The sequence below is a fragment of the Salinisphaera sp. T31B1 genome (genome assembly GCF_040361275.1).
Classification (GTDB): Bacteria; Pseudomonadota; Gammaproteobacteria; order Nevskiales; family Salinisphaeraceae; genus Salinisphaera.
This window is the reverse complement of record NZ_APNH01000001.1, coordinates 160,343-186,895: the sequence shown is the minus strand read 5'-3', so window position 1 is coordinate 186,895 and position 26,553 is coordinate 160,343. Positions and strand designations below refer to the sequence as shown.

Annotated in this window: 18 protein-coding genes; 16 read left to right on the top strand and 2 right to left on the bottom strand. The window is 66.1% G+C overall.

What is annotated here, in order from left to right:
• The first annotated feature begins 177 nt into the window (after window positions 1–177).
• The 3 genes from upp to T31B1_RS00845 all read left to right on the top strand — a co-directional run bounded on the left by upp (window position 178) and on the right by T31B1_RS00845 (window position 11,408).
• Complete coding sequence (gene upp / locus T31B1_RS00855) at window positions 178–810, top strand: uracil phosphoribosyltransferase (protein ID WP_353247566.1); 633 nt, start codon at window positions 178–180, stop codon at window positions 808–810.
• 37 nt (window positions 811–847) lie between these two features.
• A complete protein-coding gene (locus T31B1_RS00850; RefSeq protein ID WP_353247565.1) occupies window positions 848–2,107 on the top strand; it encodes a uracil-xanthine permease family protein in 1,260 nt (419 codons plus the stop codon).
• Between the two features lie 670 nt (window positions 2,108–2,777).
• Window positions 2,778–11,408 carry an autotransporter outer membrane beta-barrel domain-containing protein gene (locus tag T31B1_RS00845; protein WP_353247564.1) on the top strand — a complete coding sequence of 2,877 codons (8,631 nt, stop codon included), beginning with the start codon at window positions 2,778–2,780 and terminating at the stop codon, window positions 11,406–11,408.
• Window positions 11,409–11,770: 362 nt separating this feature from the next.
• On the opposite strand, the gene T31B1_RS00840 is transcribed toward T31B1_RS00845, so the two are convergent.
• Window positions 11,771–12,670, bottom strand: coding sequence for a LysR substrate-binding domain-containing protein (locus T31B1_RS00840; RefSeq protein WP_353247563.1), 900 nt, complete (start codon window positions 12,668–12,670; stop codon window positions 11,771–11,773).
• A 113-nt stretch (window positions 12,671–12,783) separates the two neighbouring features.
• Here T31B1_RS00840 and T31B1_RS00835 point away from each other — a divergent pair, with 113 nt between their 5' ends.
• Together T31B1_RS00835 and T31B1_RS00830 are read left to right on the top strand one after the other, a co-directional pair.
• On the top strand, window positions 12,784–14,010 hold the full coding sequence (locus tag T31B1_RS00835; RefSeq protein WP_353247562.1) for a YbfB/YjiJ family MFS transporter: 1,227 nt from the start codon (window positions 12,784–12,786) through the stop codon (window positions 14,008–14,010).
• Between the two features lie 182 nt (window positions 14,011–14,192).
• Window positions 14,193–14,684, top strand: coding sequence for a pyridoxamine 5'-phosphate oxidase family protein (locus T31B1_RS00830; protein ID WP_353247561.1), 492 nt, complete (start codon window positions 14,193–14,195; stop codon window positions 14,682–14,684).
• 205 nt (window positions 14,685–14,889) lie between these two features.
• Here the strand turns inward: T31B1_RS00830 and T31B1_RS00825 are convergent, their stop codons facing one another.
• Complete coding sequence (locus T31B1_RS00825; RefSeq protein WP_353247560.1) at window positions 14,890–16,080, bottom strand: amino acid aminotransferase; 1,191 nt, start codon at window positions 16,078–16,080, stop codon at window positions 14,890–14,892.
• 462 nt (window positions 16,081–16,542) lie between these two features.
• On the opposite strand from T31B1_RS00825, the gene T31B1_RS00820 reads away from it, so the two are divergent.
• From T31B1_RS00820 to motB, 11 genes are all read left to right on the top strand, one after another.
• A complete protein-coding gene (locus tag T31B1_RS00820; RefSeq protein ID WP_353247559.1) occupies window positions 16,543–18,639 on the top strand; it encodes an ATP-dependent helicase in 2,097 nt (698 codons plus the stop codon).
• A 318-nt stretch (window positions 18,640–18,957) separates the two neighbouring features.
• The gene (locus T31B1_RS00815; RefSeq protein WP_353247558.1) at window positions 18,958–19,314 is read left to right on the top strand and encodes a hypothetical protein; all 357 of its coding nucleotides are present in this window, start codon (window positions 18,958–18,960) and stop codon (window positions 19,312–19,314) included.
• 169 nt (window positions 19,315–19,483) lie between these two features.
• Window positions 19,484–20,902 carry a flagellar filament capping protein FliD gene (fliD, locus tag T31B1_RS00810; protein WP_353247557.1) on the top strand — a complete coding sequence of 473 codons (1,419 nt, stop codon included), beginning with the start codon at window positions 19,484–19,486 and terminating at the stop codon, window positions 20,900–20,902.
• 30 nt (window positions 20,903–20,932) lie between these two features.
• Window positions 20,933–21,340 (top strand): flagellar export chaperone FliS, encoded by a 408-nt coding sequence (gene fliS / locus T31B1_RS00805; protein ID WP_353248717.1) that lies wholly within the window; start codon window positions 20,933–20,935, stop codon window positions 21,338–21,340.
• 23 nt (window positions 21,341–21,363) lie between these two features.
• Entirely contained in the window at window positions 21,364–21,702 is a 339-nt protein-coding gene (locus T31B1_RS00800) for a flagellar protein FliT (RefSeq protein WP_353247556.1), read from the top strand.
• A gap of 32 nt (window positions 21,703–21,734) precedes the next feature.
• Complete coding sequence (gene fliK / locus T31B1_RS00795; protein WP_353247555.1) at window positions 21,735–22,784, top strand: flagellar hook-length control protein FliK; 1,050 nt, start codon at window positions 21,735–21,737, stop codon at window positions 22,782–22,784.
• Window positions 22,781–23,071, top strand: a complete 291-nt coding sequence (locus T31B1_RS00790; RefSeq protein WP_353247554.1) for an EscU/YscU/HrcU family type III secretion system export apparatus switch protein — start codon at window positions 22,781–22,783, stop codon at window positions 23,069–23,071. Before fliK ends, T31B1_RS00790 begins: the two co-directional genes overlap by 4 nt.
• Before the next feature lie 377 nt (window positions 23,072–23,448).
• Window positions 23,449–23,940 (top strand): flagellar transcriptional regulator FlhD, encoded by a 492-nt coding sequence (gene flhD, locus T31B1_RS20050; protein WP_502950902.1) that lies wholly within the window; start codon window positions 23,449–23,451, stop codon window positions 23,938–23,940.
• Window positions 23,941–23,971: 31 nt separating this feature from the next.
• On the top strand, window positions 23,972–24,532 hold the full coding sequence (gene flhC / locus T31B1_RS00780) for a flagellar transcriptional regulator FlhC (RefSeq protein WP_353247553.1): 561 nt from the start codon (window positions 23,972–23,974) through the stop codon (window positions 24,530–24,532).
• Window positions 24,533–24,649: 117 nt separating this feature from the next.
• On the top strand, window positions 24,650–25,531 hold the full coding sequence (motA, locus tag T31B1_RS00775; protein ID WP_353247552.1) for a flagellar motor stator protein MotA: 882 nt from the start codon (window positions 24,650–24,652) through the stop codon (window positions 25,529–25,531).
• Entirely contained in the window at window positions 25,528–26,523 is a 996-nt protein-coding gene (motB, locus tag T31B1_RS00770; protein ID WP_353247551.1) for a flagellar motor protein MotB, read from the top strand. The genes motA and motB overlap by 4 nt, the downstream gene beginning before the upstream one ends.
• The last annotated feature ends 30 nt before the right edge of the window (window positions 26,524–26,553 follow it).

Sequence of the window (26,553 nt, the reverse complement as noted above, 5' to 3'; positions counted from 1 at the left end):
GCCAGGGCAGGAAAGTTGCCTCAACAGAGCGGCCAGGTCTTCGGCCCCGGGGCGGCATGCGCCCGGCGGGGCTGCCCGAGGCCGATGAGCGTTGTAGCATAGGCGTCCCGCGAGCCCGATTGCGTCGTGCGTGGAGAGCATCCGCGCCGGCGACCCACCCAGCCAAAGAGCCGGCCCATGGATGAAAACGTCACCGTCATCGACCACCCGCTGATCGCCCACAAGCTGACGCTGATGCGGCGCAAGCACGCCTCGACCCAGAAATTCCGCAGCCTGCTGCGCGAGGTCGCCCATCTGCTGACCTACGAGATCACTCGCGATCTGGCGCTGACCACCGAACGGATCGAGACACCGCTGCAAGAGATGGACGCGCCGGTGCTGGCTGGCAAGAAGCTGTGTTTCGTATCCATTCTGCGGGCCGGCAACGGCCTGCTGGAAGGCATGGTGGAGCTGATGCCGTCGGCCCGCGTGGGCCATATCGGCATGTTTCGCGATCCGGATTCGCTGGAAGCCGTGGAGTACTACTGCAAGGTGCCGGGTGATATCGGCGAGCGCCGGGTGATCGTGGTCGACCCGATGCTGGCCACCGGCAATTCGGCGATTGCGGCGATCGGGCATCTGAAGAAAAAGGGCGCGAAGAACATGAAGTTCCTGTGTCTGCTGGCCGCGCCCGAGGGCGTGGCCGCGCTACGCGATGCCCACCCGGATGTGCCGATCTATACCGCGGCCATCGACGAGCGCCTGGACGATCACGGCTATATCCGGCCGGGCCTGGGCGACGCCGGCGATCGCATGTACGGCACCAAGTAGAACCATTGGCCGGCCGCGGGCCGCTTTCGGGGGAACGATGAGCCAGGAAGGCGAACACGCCGATTCGGCAGTCTATCGGCTGCGCGCACGCGATGCCGTACTGGGCGGGCAGATGCTGTTCGTGGCATTCGGCTCGCTCGTGCTGGTGCCGCTGCTCACCGGGCTGGATCCGAACGTCGCGCTGTTCACCGCGGGGGCGGGCACGCTGGTCTTTCAGGTGGTCACCCGCGGCCGCGTGCCGGTGTTCCTGGCCTCGTCGTTCGCCTTCATTGCGCCCATCATCTACGGCGTGCAGACCTGGGGCATTCCCGGCACCCTGTGCGGGCTGATGGCCTCGGGCGGCGTCTATATGCTCATTAGCGCGCTCATTCGCTGGCGCGGGGTCGGCGTGATCACGCGGCTGCTGCCGCCGATCGTCACCGGGCCCGTGATCATGGTCATCGGGCTCGTGCTCGCCCCGGTCGCGGTCAATCTCGCCACCGGGCTCAACGGCAACGGCGATGCCACCCTCGTGGCCGCCGGCCCGGCGATGACGGTTTCGGCGATCGCGCTGGTGGTCACCGTGACGGTGTCGCTGCTGGCCCGAGGCTTTCTATCATTGGTGCCGATCCTGGCCGGCGTACTGGCGGGCTATATAGCGAGCATTCCCTTCGGGCTGGTGGACTGGTCCGGCGTGGCCGCTGCGCCGTGGCTGACGATGCCGGCGTTCGTGATGCCCGAATGGAACTGGCAGGCCGTGCTGTTCATGGTGCCGGTGACCATCGCCCCGGCCATCGAGCACTTCGGCGATATCGTGGCCATCCGCTCGGTCACCGGCCGCGACTATCTCAAGGACCCGGGTATCGACCGCACCATGCTCGGCGACGGTCTGGCCACCTCCCTGGCCGCAATGCTCGGTGGCCCGCCCAACACTACCTACTCGGAGGTCACCGGCGCGGTCACGCTCACCCGTGCCTACAATCCGGCGCTGATGACCTGGGCCGCCGGGTTCGCCATCGTGTTCGCCTTCGTCGGCAAACTCGGCGCGCTGCTGGCCAGCATTCCCACGCCGGTGATGGGTGGGATCATCATCCTGCTGTTCGGCGCGATCATCGTGGTCGGCATGAACAGCCTGGTGAAATCCGGCGAAGACCTGTCCGAGCCGCGCAATCTGGCCATCGTCGGCCTGATTCTGGTCACCGGCATCGGTGGCCTGAGTTTCTCCGCCGGCGACTTCACCCTCGAAGGCATTGCCCTCGCCGGCGTGCTGGGGGTCGTACTCAATCTTATTCTGCCCCGAGCGGCCATCCGGCCCTGAACTTTCACGGCCGGCGCGGCCATCGCTCCAGTCCTGTTCTGCAAAGCCTCGGCTGGATCAGTCCCACGTTACTCGGCGTGGGGCTGCTTTTCACGTGTAGAACACGCCCGCCGCGGGCCAACTCGTCGCCCGGCTCGCACACGCGAGATTCTGACTAAATCTTTCTAATAGTGCGGAATTGCGCCCTTGTTGAATGTTCGTCTCGAGTTCGAACTATTATTGGCGGGGTAGAAGCGGAGGCGGGACGAACTCGGAAATTCGGTAGGCCGTTCAGACCGAGCCTGGCGCGATAACGGCCGCTGACCACCGTGCAGAAGATCGCGGTATGTCACGGCTGACAAGCGCTGGAGCGGCACTCGGCGACATTGCGCCGGGGCGGATCAACGTATCTGTCGTTGCTTATCTGTACTGGATGAATCGGCGCGGCGCATCGGCGAGCTGTGAAGGCCCCGGTTTCGGATGCTCATGGCCCGAATCTCGGGGCCGTGCTGTTTCGCTTCCGAAACAGCGGTTTTTGGCGGTCGGCGCCCCCGTTATCGGTGAGCTCTCCGTGTTTCGACTATGAGAAACACGACGCCCGTTGCCGGGCCGGTCGATCGGTCTTGGGGTAGGTCAGGTCATCATCGTCGAGGGGACGATCAAAATGTTCGGTAAGCGCGCTGGATTGAATGTGTCTCGGTGCGGGGGTCGGCTGGCGCCGGTACTCGGCTTGTCGCTGTGGACCGCGGTCGTCTTCCCTGCCGTAGCGCAGTCGCTGGCCACATCGTGCCCGGGGACTGTCTCGAACGGCGTGTGCAACGTGGGCAGTGCCACCACCAACGTATCGGGGGTGCTGTTGTCCTCCCAGGGCACGAACAACCCGGGCAAGGACAAGCCGGGCGGCACAGGTGGCAACCTCGACCTGCACAACACGAGCGATCGGACGTACAACGCCACCGGATCCCAGAACGTCATGCTCGGCGTCGTGTCGCTCGGCGGCCAGGCCAGCAGCGGCAACGGTACCAAGCCGGGTGGCGATGCCGGCTCGCTGAATCTCTACAACAGTGCGCGGCTACAGTATCTCGGCACGGCAAATAGCGGCTCGGGCGTCGCCAGGACGTTCGACGGCAGCGCCGCCAAGGGCATCTGGGACGATAACGGCATCATCTTCGGGCTGTATTCGGCGGGACGCGGCGGCAACGGCGGCACCGGCTCGGGCGATCTGTTCGACGACAAGGAAGAGCAGAGCGGCGGGATGGGCGGCGGCGGTGCGACCAACGATAAGGTACGCAATACCGGCAGCGTCGAGATCGTCACCGCCATGCCCTCGGGCGCGGTCGGGATTCTGGCCAGCAGCGTTGGAGGCGACGGCGGTCGACAGGACAGCGGCGTGTCCACGCTCGGCAGCGACGTAAAAGGCGGTGTCGGCGGGCGCACGCACCAGACGCACATCGAGAACGCCGGTCGAGTCAAGCTCTCCGGCAAGGCATCGAATCTGCTCTACGGCGTGGCCGCGGAAAGCTATGGCGGCAATGGCGGCAGTGAAGCACAGCGCGGCGGCGCCGCCGGCGATGTGCGCATCCAGCACGAAGACGACGGCACGATCGAAATCGAAGCCACGGACGCCAAGGGCGCGACGTTTCCCCGCGGTATCGCCGGCATCCATGCCTATGTCCAGACTGGCGACGGCTCGCAGTCCGACGACAACAGCAATCGCGGCGGGGCGGGCGGCCCGTTCATTTATCGAACATATACCTACAGCGATGGGTCGAGCGATCTCGACGTCATCCGTGTGGTCTCGGAAGGCGATATCTCGGTCACCGCGCGAGGATTCGTACCGCTGCGCTCGGCCGGCTTGCCGCCGTCGGAAGAGTCGGTGCCGGATGCACTCAAACCGATCGAACTGAGCGCGCAGTCGGGCGGCATCGTGGCCATCGCCCGCGGCGGGCGCGGTGGCAATTCGGCGCAACCGGATGTGGGCGATGCCAACCCCGGCGGCAACGGCGGGGGCGCGAGCAGCGAAGTCCCAGGCCTTTCGGTGCACGTCAAGCAGGAAGGCGGCAGCATTCTGACGTATGGCGACTATCTGAGCGGTATTTTTGCGGCATCCCGGGCCGGCGACGGCGGCACGGGCCGCGGCCAGGCCGATGCGGGCAATGGGGATACCGGGCTGGACGTGCGCGTCGAGACCTCGGGCACATCACGTATCGCCACCGACGGTACCCAGGCGATCGGTATCGCGGCACAGAGTGTGGGCGGCAACGGCGGCTATCAGGATTCGGACGGCGACGGTTTCGTCGATCTGTACGGCCCGAATGCCGGCGACAGCGGCAACGGCGGCAGCGTGCTGCTGCATACCAAAGCACAATGGAACAACGGCCCGGCGGTCTCCACCACCGGCAAGCAGGCACACGCGATTCGTGCGCAATCGCTGGGTGGTGCGGCCGGAGGCGCGAACGGCAGTTTCGTGATCGTGGGCTTCGAGGCCGATGCGGGCGCCGGCGGCGATGGCGGGCATGTACTGGTCGACAACCGATCCTGGCTGTCGACGCAGGATGATTTTGCGTTCGGTATTCTGGCGCAGTCGATCGGCGGTGGCGGCGGCGATGTCGGCGCTGGCGACCTGACCGATGCCACCGGGCTGATCGTCGTCGCCGGTTCGGGTGGGGACGGCGGCGACGGTGGTTTCGTGCACGTCCAGCAAGGCGGCAAGATCCAGACTGGCCGCAAGACACCGGCCTCGGGTGATCAGGCCGAGCCACAGATCACCGGCAAGGCCGCCATCGGCATCCTTGCGCAGTCGATTGGCGGCGGCGGCGGTACCGCCGGTGCCTCGACCGGGGTGGCCAGCGTCGGCGGCGTGGCCGGGTCCAACGGAACAGGTGGCGATGCCACCATCGATATCGTCGATGATAGCGACATACAGACCCAGGGCGACTTTGCGTTCGGCCTGATGAGCCAGTCGATCGGCGGCGGTGGCGGCGTCGGCGGCAGCGCACTGGCGCTCGATATCATTCTGCCGTCGGTCGCAGTCGGCGGCGCTGGCGGGGCGGGCGGCATGGGCGGCAAGGCGACCGTCAACAATCGCGTCGACAGCAACAACAACGCTCTGAGCAGCGGCAATTATCTGCAGATCGCCACCGAAGGCGCCAACGCCCATGCGATTGTCGCCCAGTCGCTGGGCGGCGGTGGCGGCAGCGGCGGCAATGCCTACGGCCTGGATGCCGGTGTCACCGGCACGGTCGACTATGCGCTGGGCGCCGGGGGCGGCGGTGATGGCAGTGCCACGCGCGTCGAACTCGATCGGTTCGCACTGCAGACCGCGGGCGGCCATGCGAACGGCATTCTCGCGCAATCGGTCGGTGGCAGCGGCGGTATCGGCGGCATGGCCGGCGGCGCCAGCGCGGGGCTGTATTTTTCCGGCTCGCTGAGTGTGGGTGGCGCGGGCGGTGATGGCGGCGACGGCAGCACAGTCGATCTGGCGCTGTCCAACGGCAACATCTTCACCGGTGTCGGCGTGTCCCGCGATGGGTTCAACCCCAGCATCGTCACCGACAGTCACGCCGTGGTCGCGCAGTCCATCGGTGGGGGCGGCGGCATGGGCGGCTCGGCCTATGGCAAAGCGGTGGTCAAGGAATTCGATGTCCCCGATACCGGCGGCGAGATCAACGTCGGTGCGGATACCAGCGTGTCGGTCGGCGGCAGCGGCGGCAGCGGTGGCGACGGTTCGTCGGTCAAGGTGGGTTTGTCCGATGTCGCCATAGAGACTCATGGCCAGGGATCACACGGCGTGCTCGCCCAGTCGATCGGCGGCGGCGGCGGCGTCGGTGGTTCGGCCTCGGCCAAGGGCGGCGCGATCGGCAGCCCGGTCGCAGCGCTCGAGGAACTGGTCGAAAGCATCAAGAAAGGCGGCGAAAACATCAAGACCTTGAAATACATCGTCAAGGATGTCGCCAATGCGATCACGCCGGATGCCTTGAACAAGGCAGCGCACGGCGGGTATGAAGAGCCCGTTGCCAACGGCCCGATTCAGCTGGATGACGAGGGCCAGCCGCTGCCCGATCAGGGCACGCCGGTGCTCGACGACAAGCCGCGAGAAGACGCCGGTCTGCCGCCGCTGGACGACGAGCCCGGCGAGCCCGGCGAGAAACCGAAAACGGTTCGGACCTTCATCGCACTGAATCTCAATTTCGCGGTCGGCGGGGACGGCGGAGACGGCGGCAAGGGCAAGGATGTCAGCGTCGACCTGCGCGACGATACATCCATCGTCACAAACGATGCCGTCAGCTACGGCGTGCTGATGCAATCCATCAGCGACGGCGGTGGTGCGGCCGGCGCAGGCGACGCCGAGTCGTTGAACATCGGCTCGGGCTTGACCTACAACGCAACCGTCGGCATCGGCGGCAAGGGCGGCAAAGGCGAAAAAGCCGGCGACCTGTTTCTGCACGTCGACGACACGAGCCAGGTCGGTACGCGCGGCAACAAGTCCACCGGCATCCTCATGCAATCGATCGGTGGCGGCGGCGGCACGTCCGAGGGCACCTCGTTCGGTGTCTACGGCACCATTCCGGTACTGGATTTTTCCCCGAGCCTGACCGTGAACGTTGGACGCACCGGGTCCGACGGCGGCGCCGGCGGCAATATCGATCAGATCGATTTCGCCGGCGGTATCGAGACCTACGGCGCCGACGCCGACGGCCTGGTGGTTCAGAGCATCGGTGGCTCCGGCGGTGCCGGCGGCGCGCAGGGCCCGGAATCAGCCAGCGGCGGATTCTTCCGTGACGTGTTCGAACTGCTCGAAGACGAAGAAAGCTGGATCGATGCGCGGCTGACGCTGGGCGGACGTGGTGGTAGCGGTGCTGACGGCGGCCACATCGGCGGCTTGAAGAACGACAGCGGTCAGTTCATCGACGCCAACGACGATGGCCGCGCCGACATCATGCGCTATTCGGGCCACATCAGGACCCACGGCGCATTTGCCGACGGCATGGTCCTGCAGTCGATCGGCGCCGGCGGCGGGCTGGGCGGGGTCGGTGTGGCCCAGAGCTCGATCTCGATCATTCCGGCCATTGCACATGGCGGCTCGGGCGGCGCGGCCGGCAACGGTGGCGACATCAACTACGGTTTCGACGGCGGCACCGTGCAGACCGGCGGCAATGGTGCGCTCGGTGTCTTCATGCAGAGTATCGGCGGTGGCGGCGGGGCCGGCGGCAGTGCCTCGCGCGCGCGTTGCGGGCGTCTATCGATCGGTGGCGGTCTGGAGGTTCGCGACTTCATCGAAGCGGCAAAAGAGCAACAAGAGGCACAGAAGGATTCGCGCAATCCGTATGTCCTGCCGGCTCCGGCCAAGAATCGTTATGCCCAGGAGGCCCCCGAGGGGGAATCCGAACGGTGTTTTGAATACTCTCAAGGCATCGACAACTTCGATGGCCATGCAGGCTCGGCCGGCGACGGCGGCACGATCGCGGCGGCCGCAGGCACAGGCGTGTCGAGCAAGATCTCGATTGCCACGGCCGGCGATTACAGTCCGGGCTGGCTTTTGCAATCGGTTGGCGCCGGCGGCGGCACCACCATCAACGGCGATAACAAGATCATCGTCATCGATGATCCGACCGATCCCGACTACGACGCCGACAACCCACCGCCCCCGGGGTCGAGTCAGGGCGACAACATGACCCAGATCTCGGCGATCTTCGGCGGTGCGGGTAACTCGAGCGGCCACGGCGGCGCGATTGCCATCGACAACGATTTCTCGATCACGACAGCCGGCAAGGGCGCGCCGGCCCTCATCGCCCAGAGCATCGGTGCGGGCGGCGGCCTGGGCCAGACCAGCGGTCTGGTCGAACTGGTGCTCGGCGCCTACGATGCAGCCGGCTATGGCGAAGCCGTGAGCGTGAAGGGCCAAAGTGCCGGTGTAGCAACCCAGGGCGAAGCCTCGCACGCCGTCGTGGCGCAATCGGTCGGCGGCGGCGGCGGGATGTTCATCGGTGAACTCGGCAGTCACCGGGAGGCCAACGATCCCGTCGTCTTCAGGCTCGGCAGCCAGGCCGACGGCCAGGGGGCAGGCGGCAGCGTGTCGATCGACATGAACAATGCGTCCAACGGCAACACCCCCTATGTGATGACCATGGGCCGGCATGCGCGTGGGCTCGTGGCCCAGAGCATAGGGGCAGGCGGTGGTCTGTTCACAGCGGTCGATGCCAATGGCTACGGGCCGTTGTCCGGGGTCGAGGCACGCCTTGGAAGTCTGGGCCACGGCACGGGCGGCAATGTCTCGGTCTTTACGACCGGCACCGTCAGCACCGCCGGCACGGGCGCCGATGCCGTGCTTGCACAGAGTATCGGCAGCGGTGGCGGCAGTGCCGATTTCAGCCTGTTGGAAGACGATCAGGCGTTCTTCTCGACGATCCGCCTGGGTGTCGAGAATGCGTCGAACGATGCCGTCGTGGCCGACTCGGGCGGCAACGTCGCTGCGAAGTTTCTGGGCAACAGCGGCGATCTGGCCAATATCAGCACGCAGGGCGAACAAGCTTATGGTGTGCTGCTGCAGACCATCGCCGGCGGCGGCGGGCTGCTGGATGTAACCGGGGATGCGCCGCTGCCGGATGTCGTACTGGGTGCGACCGGCATCGCGGCCGCCAATCCGCAGGCGGCGGCCGTGCCAGGCGGCACGGCGACGCTGACCGATTACATCGGGTCGCTGACGACCCAGGGCCGCAATGCGCATGGCATGGTCGTGCAGTCGATCACCGGTGGTGGCGGCGTGGTACGCAGCAGCGGCGGCACCTCCTCGGCTCGGCTCGGTCAGCAGTCGGCGATCGGCCCGCAGAAAGCCGGTGCGGTGAATATCGCCATCGGTACGCAGGGCGGCGTATCGACCACCGGCGCCAGCGCCATCGGTCTGGTCGCGCAGTCGATCGGCGGCGGCGGTGGCCTGTTCTCGGTGGGCGATGGCAGCGGCATCGATCGCGCCGATCTGGGCAGCAGCAACGCTAATTCGGCGGATGGCGGTGCCGTGTCGCTCAGGTGGATACAAGGCAAGCTGCTCACCTCGGGCGCGGGCGCGCACGGGATCCTAGCCCAATCGATCGGCGGCGGCGGTGGCCTGGCCGGTAATCCCGTGCTCTCCGAAGGCGTGGCCGCCGGTGTATGGGACAAGACCGCGGGTCAGACCCTCACCACCGAGGCGCGCGGCCAGGGCGGCGCCGTCTCGGTGGAAGTGGCCGGCCGATTGGGCGTGAGTGGTGACGGCGCAGCCGCCGTGCTGGCCCAGTCGATCGGTGGCGGGGGCGGGCTGGCCGGCACCCGCGACGGGCTGTTCCTCGGCCGTACGTCGACCGACGACAGTGCGGCCAGCGGCTCCGGCACAGTCGATGTCACGGTCGATACCAACGCCCAGGTGACAGCGACCGGCCGCAACAGCATCGGCGTGCTGGCACAAAGCGCAGGCGGTACCGATCACAGCGGCGCGGTGAACGTCGAGATTCTCGGCCAGGTCGCCGGCGGCGCCGGGCCCGACGGTACCGGCGTGACCATTCTCGGCAGCAACAGCGGTGATCAGTTGCACGTAGCCGAAGGCGGCACGCTTTCGGCCGCCTCTGGTACCGCGTATCGCTATCTATCGGCGAAAGACAGCGGGGCGAGCAGCATTGCCTATATCGACGGCGCGGTCGATGGCGATATGGAAGGCTATTACCGCAACGGCGATTCGTTCTCGATCTATGAGTCGGAAAGCGGCGGTTTCGACGACGAGTTCTTCGTGCTGGCCAGCGCCGGCACGCCGGTGCCATCGCAACGTGTAGGCGCATTGCGTATCGTCAACGGCACGACCGGCCGCCTGACCGGCGCCTCGCAGTACCTGGCCGATGTCGAAAACAACGGCGAACTGGTCGTGGGCCGCGGTGCAACCGATGAGACGCTGACCATCGCCGGCGATTTCCGCCAGACCGCAACCGGCCAGTTGATCACGGCGGCCGATTTCGTCGACGGCCGTGCAGGGCGCGTACACGTGAAGGGCAATACGGATCTCGACGGCGAGCTGACCGTTTCTCTTCGCAATATCGTCAAGCATCGCGAGGTCTCGGTACTCCAGGCTGACGGCGCGTTGACCGGCCAATTCGTGAAAGCTTCGTCTGCTCTGTTCGATTTCGAGCAGCGCATCGACGACGGTGCGCTGCACCTGACCGCAGCCGATGCACGAATCAACGCCGGACAATTCGGCCTCAACGATCACGAGGCCGGTATTGCGCGCTATCTCGAGACGGTCTACGACAGCGGCGATGCCGGCTTCGGACGTCTATTGGCCGCGGCCGACGACATTGCCGCGGCCGACCTGGCGGGCATGGGCACACGCTTTGGTTTGCGGTTACAGGAACTTGCACCGGGTGCACTGTTGGCTGACGCCGCCAGCAATCTGTCGCTTTCACAGCAGCGATTCGATGACCTGTTCGACTGCTCGGATCGCACGGCGCGGCGGCTTGTCGATAGCGAAGGCTGTGTCGCGGGTCAGATCCGTGCGACCGCGATCGATCAGGGTTCCGACAACCGGGTCGGCTACGACGGCCAGCTCTATGGCTTTTCGATCGCGGCACGTGAAGTGCCCTTGATGGACAACGTCACCGTCGCCGGCGCGATCGGCTACGACCGTAGCGATTTCGACGGCGACTATGACCTCTCCCATTCCGAAGGCGATATCTTCCATGCCAGTGTCGGCATTACCCAGCACTGGAACGGCTTCGCGTTGACCGGCGCGGTGGGCGGCAGCTACGCCTGGCAGGACACCGAGCGCCGTATCGATTTTCTCGGCGAGCGGCGCGTAGCACGGTCGGATCACCAGACGGCCTCTGTCGGCGGTCGCGTACGTGTGGCCTATGCGTTTGGCAAGCCCGACGGTTACGTCAAGCCGTTCGTCGACGTTGACGTCATTCGAAGCCAGGCGGACGGTTTCCGCGAGCACGGCGCCGGCGAAGCGAATCTGGTGGTCGATGCCAGCAAGGAAACCGCCGTTCGTATCACGCCGGCGGTCGAAATCGGGCGTGAATTTTCGGTCGGCGAGACGCTGACCGTCACCGGCGCAATCAATGGCGGCGTCAGCCTATCGAGCGTGGACAACTACGCCACCTCGGCCGGTTTTGCCGCGGCACCCGGCGATGCCCGATTCATTACCAACATTGCGGTACCCGATACGCTTGGGCGTGTCGGCGCTGTGATTCAGGTGAGTCGCTCTGAACGGCTTGGACTCGGCTTGCGCTACGACGGCGCCTACGGCGATCACTTCGACAGTCACGCGGGCAGTCTGCAGGCTACCTGGAGTTTCGATTGATCCGCCCAGAGCTGAAATCCAGATGACAGCACAATCTGTGTGCAGGGCTGAATCGAATCGGACCGACCCGCTCGAGGCAGTCTCTCGATAAGCGGCCGATGTGCATGCTAAAAGGGGGACCGGGCTCAAGTCCGCGCAGAGGGTCATCTGTCGATGACCCCGTGCGCAAGTCGGCCAGGGACGAGCCTCCACAGGCGCCAGCTCCAGCCCGTGTCCGGCAGCCGGGTTCCATCCGGCTGCCGGGCTCGTCGAACCGTCTGCCGGCGCGCTCGGGTCTTGCTTGCGCCGGCTTTCATGCCCGTCGTGACCGACTGCCGTGCAGCCGCTCGCGCCCAACGCCTACCGCCGGGCGGGATATCGGCTCAGCCGAGCGCTGTTCGGGGCGGCGCCAGATCCGTGTGGGGGCGATGCCGCACCATGGCATCGAGCGCGGACAATGCAGGAGACCAGCCCGTGGTGGCGGTGGCGGCAAAATAGGTCGTGACGCCGCCGATATCGGCCGGCAGATCCATAGAGTGAATCGCAAACCGGGATCGGTAGGCGGCGACCACGGTTTCAGGCAATAGGGCATAGCCCATGCCGGCGGCCACGCAGCCGAGGATGCCGTCGATCGAGCCGAACTCGAATATCCGTGCGCCGGCAATGCCCTGGCGATCCAGCAGACGTTCCACGCACTGGCGGTAGTGACAGCCCTGCTTGAAGGCCAGAAACGGCATCTCCAGCAGATCATCGGCCGACGGCATTACTGGGACAGGTCGATCAGCAACCAGGACCAGCGATTCGTGAAACGCTTCGACACGGTACAGGCGCGAATGCGGCACGGACCCCGCGGTGAAGGCGCAGTCCAGTGATCCTGCGAGCAGTTGTGCCACGATATCGGTGGTGGTGCCGGTCGCCAGACGCAGATCGACACCGGGATACTGCCGGTGGTAGGCAGCCAGCAGACTCGGAAGCCGTACCGCAGCCGTGCTTTCCATGGAGCCGATTCGCAGGACACCGTGCGGTTGATCGTGTCCGTTGAATGAGGCCAGCGTCTCGTCGTGCGCGGCGAGCGTGCGCCGTGCGTGGGTCAGCAGCGTATGGCCTGCCGGGGTCAGATGAATCGTCCCCTGACGAATGAACAAGGCAACTCCCAGCTCGGTTTCGAGCTTCTTGATATGCGCGGTCACGTTGGATTGGACCGTATGCGTCTGTTTCGCGGCGATGCTGAAGCTGCCGCTGGAGGCGGCCGCAACGAACAGGCGTAAAGACTGGAGCTGCATACGCGATGAGATATCTTAAAAAAGGATAACTGGAATCAGTATAAATCATTTTTAGTGAACGCATAGCTTGCCTATTCTCGTCCTCGACACCCGATCGCGATGGACTGGAACCCGTGACCGCAGCTCGGCATCAAACCGCGTCGAACAGCCCGGCGCTACTCGTGGGCCTGACCTCTACGCTGGTCGGAATCGGGCTGGCTCGATTTGCCTATACATCGCTCGTGCCGGCGGTGGTGGAAGCGCACTGGTTCACGACCTCGGCGGCGGTCTATCTCGGGGCGGCCAATCTGCTCGGCTATTTCATTGGGGCGGTGACCGCGCATACCGCGTCTGAGCGTTTCGGCGCGCGGGCCACCCTGGGCCTGTCGTTCGCACTGGTCACACTCAGCTTCATCGGCTGTATGCATGCGGCGCCGTTTGCCTGGTTCTTCGTCTGGCGGCTTTTGTCCGGGCTGGCCGGGGCATGGCTGATGGTGATTGGGCCGGCGACGGCGTTGGCGGCCACTGCCCCTGAACGACGGCCGATCGTCGGCACGCTGATGTTCATGGGCATCGGCCTCGGCGCCCTGCTGTCGGCCGTGGTCGTGCCCGGCCTGCTGCAGGCCGGCCTGTGGCTGACCTGGCTCGCCCTGGGCGTGCTGACGCTCATCGCAGGCGTGGTGGGCGATATCGCGCTGTATCGTCTGCCCCGGCCGTCTGCCGGCCACTCGGCCGTCGACCCGTCGGCGCCGGGCGTCGGTCCGGCCCTCTGGCCGGCGGTCGTGCTCGTGATCGGTGCCTATGCCTGCGAAGGTATCGGCTTCGTGCCGCATACCATGTTCTGGGTCGATTATCTGGCGCGTGAAGTCGGGGTGGGCATGGCCGCGGCCAATGGCCAGTGGGCGCTGTTCGGGCTGGGCGCGCTCCTCGGCCCGGTGGCCACGCGGTGGGTCGTGCCCAGGGCCGGCTGGCATATCAGCCTGACCCTGGCCTTCGCGCTCAAGTGCGTTGCCGTCGGCCTGCCGTTTGTCGCGATCGGCCTGTGGACACGGTCGCTGTCTTCAATCGCCGTGGGCGCACTCATACCCGGCATCGTGGCACTCACATCAGGCCGCCTGGCCGAGATGGTCGGCCCGGCCGAGCACAAGCGGCTCTGGGGCGTGGCCACCGCGGCGTTCGCCCTGGCCCAGGCGGTCGCCGGCTACGGCCTGTCCGCGCTTTATATGGCGGTCGGCCAATACCGGGTGACCTTCGGCATCGGCGCCGCCGTGCTGGGTCTAGGCGTGGTCATGGCCTGGTTCGGCCACCCGCGATATTTCGCGCGGCGGCGCGGGCTCAAAAACGCCGCGCGCGATGCGTGACGTGTGCCCCGGGCCAGAACCGTGCTCGTGCGAGACCCGATCGGTGGCGCCGCCGAGCCCGGCGATGCGGTCACGCGCCGGCTTTGGTGACGGTCGGTGGCCCGGGCCGTACTCGCGATACTCACACCCTGGGCGGCAGGGCCTGTCGCTCCGGTTCCAATACCCGTATGAAGGAGGATGTCATGGACGAACACGCACTGGGCGCACGATGCGCCGAGCTAATGAGCACGTGCCTGTATGCGAATATCGCTACGAGCGCCGACGATCAGCCGTGGAACACGCCGGTGACCGCGGTGGCGGACGATGCGCTGGCGATCTACTGGTCGTCGTGGGTCGATGCCGTTCATTCGAAGAATATCGATGCCAACCCACGGGTGTTCCTCACCTACTACGATTCCACCCGGCCGCGGGGCACCAACAACCATCGCTGTCTGTATCTGCGCTGTGAGGCGGCAGTGGTCACCGATGACGTCGAAGCGCGCAAAGCCCATCGATTGATCTATCCGGACGAGGACATCGATCTGGCCGGGTTCGTCGGCGACGGGCTCCGGCGGTTCTATCGCGCACGGCCGCTGCAGGCCTGGCTGAACTGCCTGTCCGAGCGGCAGGTCAGTGCCGATACGCTCGATATGCGCGAGCCTGTACCGTTGGAACGCATTCGCGCAGCCGTTTGATCCGCCGGCGATCAGCCGAACGCGCCGTGTCGCGAGTCAAGTCTCGCCCGGCGCTCCGCATGGCAGCCACGACGGATCACGAACCGCAGGGCCCGCGGTGGCCTTGTGAGTTCGGCATTGGCCGTCCGGGCAGACAGGGCGGATGAAAAAAGCCGCCGGCGCAGTGCGCACCGGCGGCTTTTTCACGACCGTGGCCAGCGCCGGCCTATTTCACGACATCGGCGATCGCGTTGCAGACATAGTCGAGATTGTCCTTCGACAGGCCGGCCACGTTGGCGCGCCCGGACTTGACCATATAGATGCTGTGCTTGTCGCGCAGCTGGGCGACATGATCGGCGGTCAGCCCGGTATAGGAAAACATGCCGCGCTGCTCGGCCACATGCGCGAACCGCTGGTCCAACCCGTGCGGGGCGAGTGCGGCGACGAAGTCCTGACGCAGCTGGTTGATCCGGCCGCGCATCTCGCCGAGCTCCTCGCGCCACATGGCGGTGAGTTCCGGCGAGTTGAAGATGGTGGCGACGATCGCGCTGCCGTGGGCCGGCGGGTTGGAATAGTTCTCGCGTGCGGTGATCGCCAGCTGCGAGCGTACGTCTTCCATGTCCTCGCTGTTCCGGGCGATGGCGATGAAGCAGCCGGTGCGCTCGCGGTAGATGCCGAAGTTCTTGGAGCAGGACTGGGTGATGATCACTTCATCGAGGTTTTCGGCCAGCAGGCGCACCCCGAAGGCATCCTCGTCCAGGCCGTCGCCGAAGCCCTGATAGGCGAAGTCCACCAGGGGCAGCAGGCCGCGATCGCGAACTACGTCCAGCACCTGTTGCCATTGCTCGTGCGACAGGTCGAAGCCGGTCGGGTTGTGACAGCAGGCATGCAGCAGCACGACATCGCCTTCGGGGATGGCCTTGAGCGCGGCGAGCATGCCGTCGAAGTCGAGCCGGTTGTCGGCATCGACATACGGATACTTCTCGAGATTCAGGCCGGCCGCGGAAAACACGCCCAGATGGTTGGGCCAGGTCGGATCCGACAGCCAGATCGATTTGCCCGGCAGCTGGCTGGCGATGAAGTCCGCGGCCAGGCGCAGCGCGCCGGTGCCCCCGGGCGACTGGGTTGCGCTCGCACGGTTGGCCGCCAGCACCGGGCTGTTCGCACCCAGCACGGTCTCGAGCACGAAGTGGCCATACTCCGGGTCGCCGTGCGAGCCGATATAGGCCTTGGTCTTTTCGTCGTCGATGAGCTGTTGCTCGGCGGCCTTGACCGCCCGCATGACCGGGGTTATGCCCTGTTCGTCGCGATACACACCGACACCCAGATCGACCTTGTCGGGGTTGCTGTCGTTGTTGAAAGCCTCGATGAGTCCCAGGATGGCATCGCCAGGGACGCGCTCAATCGGTTCGAACATGCGTGGCATTTCCTCGTTGGGTTGCGTCGGGCTGGCCCGACGCCATGCGGATTCGGCCAATAGTCTAACCGCTCGCGGGCGTTGCTGCCGAACCGGCCCGCGGTGTGCCGTACGGGGCCCACGACGCGGTCGTGGCGGCGCCCTGACAGGCCTCGTCCGGCCAGTCGCTGACCCGGCACCCGGCCGGCGACACGGATCGGCAACGACCGGTCGCGCATCGCATTGCCGATATCGCCCTCGTAGGCCTGCCACCGCAGCGGCTGTTCGCGCAGGGCACAGCGGGCGCCGGTGGCATCGTAGAACAGGCGATGCTCGGGGATGTCCGCGAGTTCGGTTCCGTCGTTGCCGGCTGGCTGGCATGCCGGCGCGAGACAGGCCAGCCGACGCGCGTGGCCGAGATGGCACGACAATCGGTGTGCGCCGGGTCAGGTTCTGACCCACCGCGCATGCCAGGCTCGCGCCATGAACGCTGCCGTCATGGACACCCGTCATCTGGCCACGCTCAACGACGCCCAGCGCGAAGCCGTCACCCACGGCCGCGCACAGTCCGGCGGCGTGGACGCGGGGCCGCTGCTGATCATCGCCGGCGCCGGCAGCGGCAAGACCCAGGCGCTGAGTCACCGCGCCGCGCATCTGGTGCTTGCCGGCGTGGATCCGCGCCGGATCCTGCTGCTGACGTTTTCGCGCCGGGCCGCCGACGAGATGGCGCGGCGGGCCCACCGTGTCGTGGCCGCATCGATGACCGCGCGCGGCCGGGCCAACCAGGCTGTGACTTTGCCCTGGGCCGGCACCTTCCACGCCGTGGGCGCGCGCCTGCTGCGCCTGCACGCCGACCATCTGGGTCTGGCCGAGAATTTCTCGGTCATGGATCGCAGCGATTCGGCGGATCTGCTGGATGTATGTCGCCAGCGTCTCGGTCTGGCTCGGGCCAGCGCACAACCCGGGGCGGCGCGTTTTCCGCGCAAGGACACCTGTCTGGGCATCTATTCGCAGACGATCAACCGCCAGATACCGCTGGCCGAGGTGTTGGAGACCCGATATCCCTGGTGCAGTGCGCATCACGACGCGCTCAAGCAGCTGTTCGCGGCCTATACCCAGCGCAAGCTCGAGCGGGCCTCGCTGGATTACGACGATCTGCTGCTTTACTGGGCGCTGATGATGCGTAACGACCAGCTGGCCGCGGCGGTGGCGGCGCGCTTCGACCATGTGCTGGTCGACGAGTATCAGGACACCAATACGCTGCAGGCCGAGATTCTCAAGCGTCTGTGTCCGAGCGGCCACGGGCTGTGCGTGGTCGGCGACGATGCCCAGGCGATCTACGGTTTTCGTGCTGCCGAAGTCGACAACATTCTCGACTTCGGCGATCACTTTCCCGGTACGACCCGGGTCACGCTGGAACAGAACTACCGGTCGACAAGCGCGATTCTGGACGCGGCCAACGCACTGATCGCCGAGTCCAGCCGCGGCTATGCCAAACGGCTGGTCAGCGAGCGCGGCGCCGGTACCAGGCCGCGCCATACCACGGTCGCCGACAGCCAGGCCGAGGCGGTGCACGTGGTGGACACGGTGCTCGAACGACGCGAGACCGGGGTCGATCTAAAGGCTCAGGCGGTGCTGTTCCGCAACGCGCATCATGCCAACGACGTGGAGGTCGAGCTGATCCGGCGCGATATTCCGTTCCGGAAGTACGGCGGGCTGAAATTCCTGGAAGCCGCCCACGTGCGCGACCTGCTCGCGTTGCTGCGGCTGGCCGACAACCCCAAACACGAGATCGCAGCCTTCCGCGTATTCCAGATGGTGCCCGGCGTAGGCCCGGCCGGTGCCCGCCATGCCGATGCGCATCTGGCTCGGCACAATCACCTGCTGGATTCGCTGGCCGGCTGTCGCATGCCGCGCGCCGAGCCTACCGCCTGGCAGGCGCTGGTCGAGCAGCTGGCCGGCGCCGCGGCGGATGCGCCGTGGCCGGCGCTCATCGAGCCGTTGGCCGCCTGGTACAAGACCCTGCTGGACCAGCGCTTCGATGCGCCGACCACGGCACGTGCCGGCGACATCGACGATCTGGTACGCATGGCCGGCCACTACGACAGCCGCTCGGCGTTCGTGACCGAGCTCACGCTCGACCCGCCCTCGGCCACCGGCGATCACAACGACGACGCCGACCTGGACGAGGACTACCTGGTGTTGTCGACCGTGCACAGCGCCAAGGGCCGCGAATGGGACAGCGTCTATCTGCTGCACGTGGCCGACGGGACGTTTCCCAACGAATACGCCACCCATAGCGCAGCGTCGCTGGATGAAGAGCGCCGGCTGATGTATGTCGCCATGACCCGGGCCAGGAATCATCTGGAACTGGTTTCGCCGCTGCGCTATTACGTCACCGAACAGCATCGCCACGGCGACCGGCATGTCTATGGCGCGACCAGCCGTTTTCTGACCCCGGCGGTCATGCAGCACTTCGAAACGGGCACCGACCGGCCCGCGGCCCGTGCCGCCGCCGAGAAGGCGATTGCCGACGTGCGGCTCGATCTGGGGTCGAGTGCGCTGGCGATGTGGGATTGACGGTCTTGAAGGCCCTGTGATCAGTGGGTGATGCGATGGGCGATCGCGCCTGGGACGTGGACTTGCGCTGCACCGGGTGCCGTTCGATCTGTGCATGGCAAGAATCGATGCCCCGGAGACGCGGCACGTCTGCGCTGTCTGGTCGATACAGCGCTGCGGCGCGACCGAGCGTATCTGGAGCGAGTCCACGGTCATGACTATGGGCTGCGAGTCGGCCGCCATCATGAAGACCGAGTCGTCCGACCGACCGGCGGCTGCCGACCATGACCGGCGGTCGTGCTAACTTTCAGGCATGGCTTGGGCATTACCGTGACGCTCATGAGGTCATTCTTTTCGCCTGGTCGCGGCGCGGGCCGGGCCCTGATGATCGCAGCCGGGCTATGGCTGGCAGGGGCGGCGCACGCCGAGCCGCAGCGGCTGCCCGGGCCGGTGGAGCGCCGCGGGCCGCCCCTCGCCATCTACCCGGAAATCGGGGTGCCGATCGATGCCCGAGCCGAGCACTGGCGTGGCAACTATCGTCCCGACGGCGATCGTCTGTACGGCTACGATGGCCAGCCGCGCGCCGGTACGATCTGTCGTGGCGACCGCGGCGCGACATGGTCCACACGTGCCGGCGCCTGCCCGCCCGGCCAGGCGCCGGAGACCGGCGGCCGGCGCTTGTCCACGCGTCCCTAGGACGTGTCGTTCGTCGCCGGGGGATACGGCAGGCGTGCGACAACGCTTCCGGGTTGCGGGCGCGAGCCCAGTCGGCGGCCGACATAAAGTAATCGGCCGACGCGCCGATAGGCGGGCTGTCAGTTCTATTGCGCGCCGCGACGAGCGGTGAGCCAAGAGTGCAACCGCCATGGCATCTGCGATCTCTTCTCTGGGTATCGGTTCCAATCTGGATCTGAGCGGGCTGCTGGACAGCCTCAAGAGCTCGGAGCAATCGCGCCTCACGCCGTTGAAGAATCAGCAGGCCAGCTATAGATCCCAGTTGTCGGCTTATGGCGTGCTGCAGGGCGCACTCCAACAGATCCAGACCGCAAGCAAGGCGCTGGGCAAGGCCACGCTCTACGACAGTATTCAGGTCTCGAGTGCGGCCGAGGCGTTCACGGTCTCCGGCGGCGCCGAGGCCGTGCCGGGCCGTTATGCCATCGATGTCGATCGCATCGCCCAGGCGCAATCGCTGGTCAGCGACGGGCAGGCGGCGCTCGACGCCCCGATCGGCCAGGGCGGCACCCTCACGCTATCGCTCGGTGATAGCGCCGGCCAGACCGGCGACAGCGTGGCGATCACGCTGGGCGCAGACGGCAGCAGCCTCGAAGGCGTGCGCGATGCCATCAACGAGGCTGGTATCGGTATCAACGCCTCGATCATCAACGACGGTAGCGCAGCCGGTTATCGGCTGGTGCTGTCCTCGGAAGATACCGGTACGGAGGCCCAGATCAGCGTCGCCGTGAGCGAGCCCGCGGGCGAGACGGCGTTGACCGACCTGTTGAGCTACGACAGTGGCACGGGCCGCGGCGCGTTGACTCAGACGGTCGCGGCGGAGAACGCGCTGCTGCGCGTCAACGGCGTGACCATCGAAAGCCCGAGCAACACGCTCGATGAGGCGATCCAGGGTATGACGCTGACCCTGTCGTCGACCACCGACACTGCACAGATCGTTTCCAGTACGCGCGACGACAATAAGATCAAGAAAGCGTTCGAGACCTTCGTATCCGCCTACAACCGTTTTCAGGGTGTGGCCAAGAGTCTGACCGCCTACGGCGGCGAGGACGGCGGCAACGGCGTGCTCATCGGTGATTCCACCGTACGCTCGATCAGCAATCAGCTGCGCGGCGCGCTCAACACGCCGATGGCCGACGGCGGTTTCTCGGCGCTGGCCGAGATCGGCGTATCGCTCCAGAGCGACGGCACGATGGCGCTCGACGACGACGCCTTCGACACCGCCCTGGCCGAGCGCCGCGGCGACGTGGCTGACCTGATGGCCGGCCCGCCCGATACCGACGCCGGCGGTGTGGCCGGCCTGCTGGGTACGACCCTCGAGCGGCTGGTCGGTGACGACGGCTTGCTGGCGGCCGCGCGCAGCGGCACCGAAAACCGGATCGACGGGCTCGACGAGCGGCTGAGCCGCATGCAGGACTCGGTGGACGCGACCATTGCCCGCTATCGCGAACAGTTCATCCAGCTCGACTCGCTGATGTCGTCGCTGAACTCGACCGGCAACTACCTCACCCAGCAGTTGAGCATGCTCAACAACAACCGAAACGACAAGTAAACCGAAGGTTTCAAGGAGACACCCATGGTGATGCACGCGCGTCAGGCCGCACATGCCTATGCCCACGTCGGCCTGCAGACCGGCGCGATGAGCGCCAGCCCGCATCAGTTGATTGTGATGCTGTTCGATGGCACCCACGCGGCGCTCAAGAAAAGCCAGTGGGCGATCGCCAACAACGATCTGGCGGCCAAGGGCCGTACGCTGTCCAAAGCCATCGATATCATCGAACGCGGCCTGCGTGCGGCCCTGGATTTCGAGCGCGGCGGCGAGATCGCCCAGCGTCTGGACAGCCTTTACGACTACATGGTGCGTACGCTGATGCGGGCCAATCTGCACAGCGACGCGACGCTGGTCGCCGAAGTCGATACGCTGCTGACTGACATCAGTTCGGCCTGGAAGCAGATCGGCCACGTCGCTGCGCCGGCCGTGCCGGCCTGACGGCTTTCTACCGAGACACCCCCGTGGAATACAGCAACGACATAATCGAGCGTTACCAGCATATCCTGACCTGGGGGCAGACCCTGCTCGTGCATGCACACAACGGTGACTGGGAAGCGCTGCTGGCGCTGCAGGACGAATATGTCTGTCATGTGGCGCAGCTGGCCGACGAGGAAAAGGATATCGATCTGGATCCGGCCACCCGGGCCCGCAAATACGAACTGCTGGTCGAGATATGTCGCGCCGAGGACAGCGTCCGTGGACTGCTGCATGAGCGGATGCGACAGCTCAGCAGCGTCATGACGCAGACGCGCAGCCGTCAGCAGGTCAGTCGGGCCTACGAGGTCGGAAGGCCGGGCTGACCGGCCCGGGTCGTCGGAGCGATCGGTCGTCCATGGCAAGTATCACGCCGATTCTGGATACGCTGCTGCCCCAGGTGCTGGGTCGCCGGGGTGATATCGAGCGTTTCAGCGCAACGCGCCCGAATTCGCCGCTGTCGGCGATCACCTCGATCGCATCGGTCCGCGAGACACCGGGCCGTGGCGAGCCCGGCGGACGCGCGACCGGGCCTTCCGAAGCGCTCGCCGGGAGCCGGTCGAGCCGCGCGGTCAGCGCGGCAGCGCCGGACGGTAACGAAACGCCGACCCGGGCGGCGGCCGGGGTGCGGGCAGCCGTATCGGACTCGCCTGGCCAGGCATCGTCGGCGCGGGCGCATCTGAGTCGGGCAGGCGAGACGATTGCCGCACTCATGGCGGGGCTTGCCGATGGGCCGGCAAAAGCGACCAGTCCGGCGCCGCCGCTGGTCGGCTCGACCGGCAGGATGCCGACGCCGGCGGCGCTGGCGCTGATACTGGGTCATCAGGTTGTCTACAGCGGTCTGTTTTACGAGTCGCATCTAGGCCAGTGGCTGGAAGGCCGGCGGCCGCTGTCGCAGTTGCGCCAGGAGCCGCAGGCCCAGCGGCCGGTGCGGCCGGCGTCCGAGCCGTCGTGGTCCGGGTCCGACGCGGGCGCGCCGGCGCCGTCGGCCAAATCGGCCGGCGACGTGGACGAGCGATTGTTGCCCTTGCTGCGACAACAGCTGGATATGCTCGATCAGCCGGTCTTCCGCTGGCAGGGTCAGGCCTGGCCGGGGGTGCCCATGGCGTGGCAGATAGAGCGCGAGCCCCACGATGACGACCGGGCCGAGGCGCATGGCGAAGACGAGATACGACCGGCGAGTCATCGCACGGCGCTGCGTCTGGACCTGCCAAGCCTGGGCAGGGTGGAACTGCAGCTGTCTCTGGGCAGCGGGCGTGTCGAGGTCTATGCCTGGGCCGAGCACAGCCACGGGCGTTCGATGCTCGAAGGCGACGCGACGACATTGGCCGAACGCCTGGAGCGAGCCGGCTGTGGCCATCCGCGGGTGCAGGTGCTACCGGCCATCGAGCCGAGCGCATCCACGTGAGCGAAACCGACGACGATCGCGAGGCGCGTCGCCATGCGGTGGCGCTGCGCTACCGGCCCGGAGAGGCCGCCCCGCGCGTGGTGGCCAAGGGCTATGGCGACATCGCCGACGCCATCATCGCCAAGGCCGACGAGCATGAGCTCTATACCCATCGATCGCCCGAGCTCGTGCGCCTGCTGATGGGCGTGGATCTCGATGCGGAAATCCCGCCCGAGCTCTATCGCGCGGTCGCCGAACTGTTGGCCTGGGTCTACGAACTGGAGACAGCCAGCAGCCAGTTCCGCTAGCTCCAGGCTGCGCGATCGGGCGCCGATGTATCGATGACGCTGAAATTCGGTTTCATCTTTAGTCGAACAGCGCGAGGCTTTGACTATCAAGGCATGACGCTGATCGTCAGGTGACGCGGAGCGGCACATGGCGGGGGTGGCCTGTTGTATGCACGCGGTGCTTTGTATAGTTTGAGCACGCACGGACAATTGCATATACAACAATTGCCGCGGGGGTTTACACGGGGAATGTCGCCCGATGTGTCATCACATCGTGGTGTTCTGCAGCGTTTGGTTCCGCGCCCGGATTCCAGGCGCCGCGCAGGCCGACAGGGGGCGTTTCGTCCGTGTGCAGGCTGTCGTGGCCGGACCATGCGTCATGGCGATAAGGCAACGGAATGAGTACTGAGCACTTGCTCGACGACGTACGCGACGTGAATCTGTCGTATCTGTTGCTCATGCAGCGGCTGATCAACAGCGACCGTGAGCTGGCGATGTTCCGGCTCAAGATCGATGAGGAGATGGCCGATCTGCTGAGCAAGATCCCCGTGCCGGATCTGGTCAAGCTCGCACGCTGCAACCAGTTGCTGTGCCACTTTTCCCTCGGCGATGCATCGGAGCTGTATTCCCTGGTGAATGCAAGCGAGGACGACGACATGCGGCGTGTGCACGCCGCGATCCTGTTGTCGAGTCAGGACAAGCGCGAAGGCCAGCGCCGTCAGGGTGAGCGTCGACAGGGCGATCGCCGGCAGGCCGATCGACGCACGCAAGCCGCCGGGGACTGGAGCGGGCCGGAGCGGCGTCGCAGCGATCGCCGTCAGGCAGAGCGCCGCACCGGCAAGGATCGCCGCCAGGCCGATCGCCGGGCCGGGCCGCCGGATTCCAAGTAAGCCAGACCGATGCGCCCGTCCGAGCAGCGACATGGCTGAAAAAAGCGTCATCGACGAAGCCAAGCAGATCAGCCTGGCGATCGAACTCATCACGCTCGGCGCACGGTTGCAGGTTCTCCAGACCGAGACCCAGATCAGCCGACGCCGGCTGATCAATCTCTACAAGGAAATTCATCACGAATCGCCGCCCAAGGGCATGCTGCCGTTCTCGACCGACTGGTATGTGACCTGGTTGCCCAATATCCATTCGTCGCTGTTCTACAACACCTATCTATACCTGCGGCGCAACCCCGAACGCAGCCGTATGCAGTCGGTGGTCAACGCGTACCGGCTGTATCTGGAACAGGTGCCTCTGCAGGACGACGGCAAACCGGTACTCACGCTTACACGCGCCTGGATGCTGGTGCGGTTTTTCGAAAGCGACATGATGCAGCTGTCCACCTGCCTCCGCTGTTCGGGGCGTTTCGTTGGCCATGCCTACACACTGGACAGCGATTTCGTCTGCGGGATCTGTCAGCCGCCCTCGCGGGCCGGCAAGACCAAGCGCCGCAAGGCAGCCCGGGCAGGTTCGGCCGCCGAACGCAGCAACTAGCCACGGGGTTTTCCGGGCCGGTCGCAGGGCACGTTCAAGCTTTGGCCGTCGGCGCCGTTATGACGCACTAACACCTCTTAAATGTGCGTGGCCTACCACGCCGGCAAGGGAAGCTTCGTGCTCATATTTGCGGGTTACGTCATCGTCATCGGTTCGGTACTGGGCGGCTATGCGATGGTCGGCGGGCATATGGGCGCGCTGTACCAGCCGGCCGAGCTGGTCATCATCCTCGGCGCCGGCCTGGGCGCGTTCGTGGCCTCCAACAACGGCAAGGGCATCGTGGCCACCATGCATACCCTGCCCAAGCTCATGCGCGGTTCGCACTATCGCAAGAGCGTATGCCTGGATCTGATGACGCTGTTGTATCTGCTGCTGGCCAAGGCCCGGCAGTCCGGGATCATGGCGCTGGAGCAGGATATCGAGAACCCGCAGGACAGCGAGTTGTTCTCGGCCTATCCGGGATTGCTGGCCGATCCGCTGATCATGCAGTTCGTCACCGATTATCTGCGCCTGATGATCAGCGGCAACATGGACGCCTTCGAGATCGAAGCGCTCATGGACCACGAGATCGAGACCTTCCAGCACGAAGCCGAAATACCGGCCAACGGCCTGGCGGCCATGGGCGATTCGCTGCCGGCGTTCGGCATCGTCGCGGCAGTGATGGGCGTGGTACACGCCTTGGGTGCGGCCGCGCTCGACCCGGAAGGCATCGGTCCGCTGATCGCACATGCCATGGTCGGCACCTTTCTGGGCATCCTGCTGGCCTATGGTTTCGTCTCCCCGCTGGCCGCCCGCGTGCGTGCCCAGGTGGAGGATGTCACCAAGATCCTGCAGAGCATCAAGGTCACGCTGCTGGCCCATCTGAACAACTACCCTCCGCCGATCGCCATCGAGTTCGGTCGCAAGGCGCTGTTCGCCGCTGAACGGCCGTCGTTCAACGAGCTCGAAAGCCATGTCCGTGAGGTCAAGTCCGCGCCTGCCCGCGAGCGCACGGCATGAGTGGCGCCGAGAGCCGTCGGCCGATCATCGTCAAGCGCAAGCGCCCCGTGGCCAAGCATGGCGCCCACGGGACGTGGAAGATCGCCTATGCGGATTTCATGACCGCGATGATGGCCTTCTTTCTCGTGATGTGGCTGCTCGGGGGCCTGAGCGACACGGAAATGGAACAGGTGGGCGACTACTTCCGCACGCCGCTGTCGGTGGCCATCGCCGGCGGCGATCGCAGCAGCGCCAGCGACAGCGTCATCCCCGGCGGCGGGGCCGATCCCACACGCACCGACGGCATGACGCGCATGCGTTTCACGCCCGACGCCACCACGGTGGACCGTCAGCGGCTCGACCGGCTCAAACGTCGCCTTGAAAGCCTCATCCACCAGGACCCTGCGCTCAACGCGATGTCGTCGCAGATCAAGATCGATATCGTCCAGGACGGGCTGCGTATCCAGATATTCGACGATCGCAATCGGCCGATGTTCGAACTCGGCAGTGCGCATATCCAGCCCTATATCCGTGATCTGCTGGCCGCGATCGCGCCGCGCCTGGATACGATGCCGAACCGGATCATCCTGACCGGCCATACCGACGACCTGCGCTATGCCGGCGGCGCGGCGAGCTACGGCAACTGGGAGCTGTCCAGCGACCGGGCCAACGCCGCCCGCCGTGCGCTGGTCGCCGCCGGTTACTCGCCCGACAAGCTGCTACGCGTGATCGGCGCTGCGGCCACCCAGCGGCTGCCCGGCGACGGGCCCAGCGCGGCCGTCAATCGACGCATCAGCATTCTCGTGCTCAACGCCGCTGCCGAACAGCGTATCCAGTCCGAAGGCCAGGCGCTCATGCCGCCGCCCGCCCCACGCAGGCCGGCCGCCCAGAGCGCGGATGGGCGTCCTGGGCCCGGGACGACACCGGCGGCGCAAGCGCTATCGCTGATCGACGGCGATGAACTGTTCGTCGGACCGTGGGCGAGCGCACCCGGCACGGCGAGCCTGTTCTGAGCGGGTCGGTTCGTCGAGCCGCGCGACTAA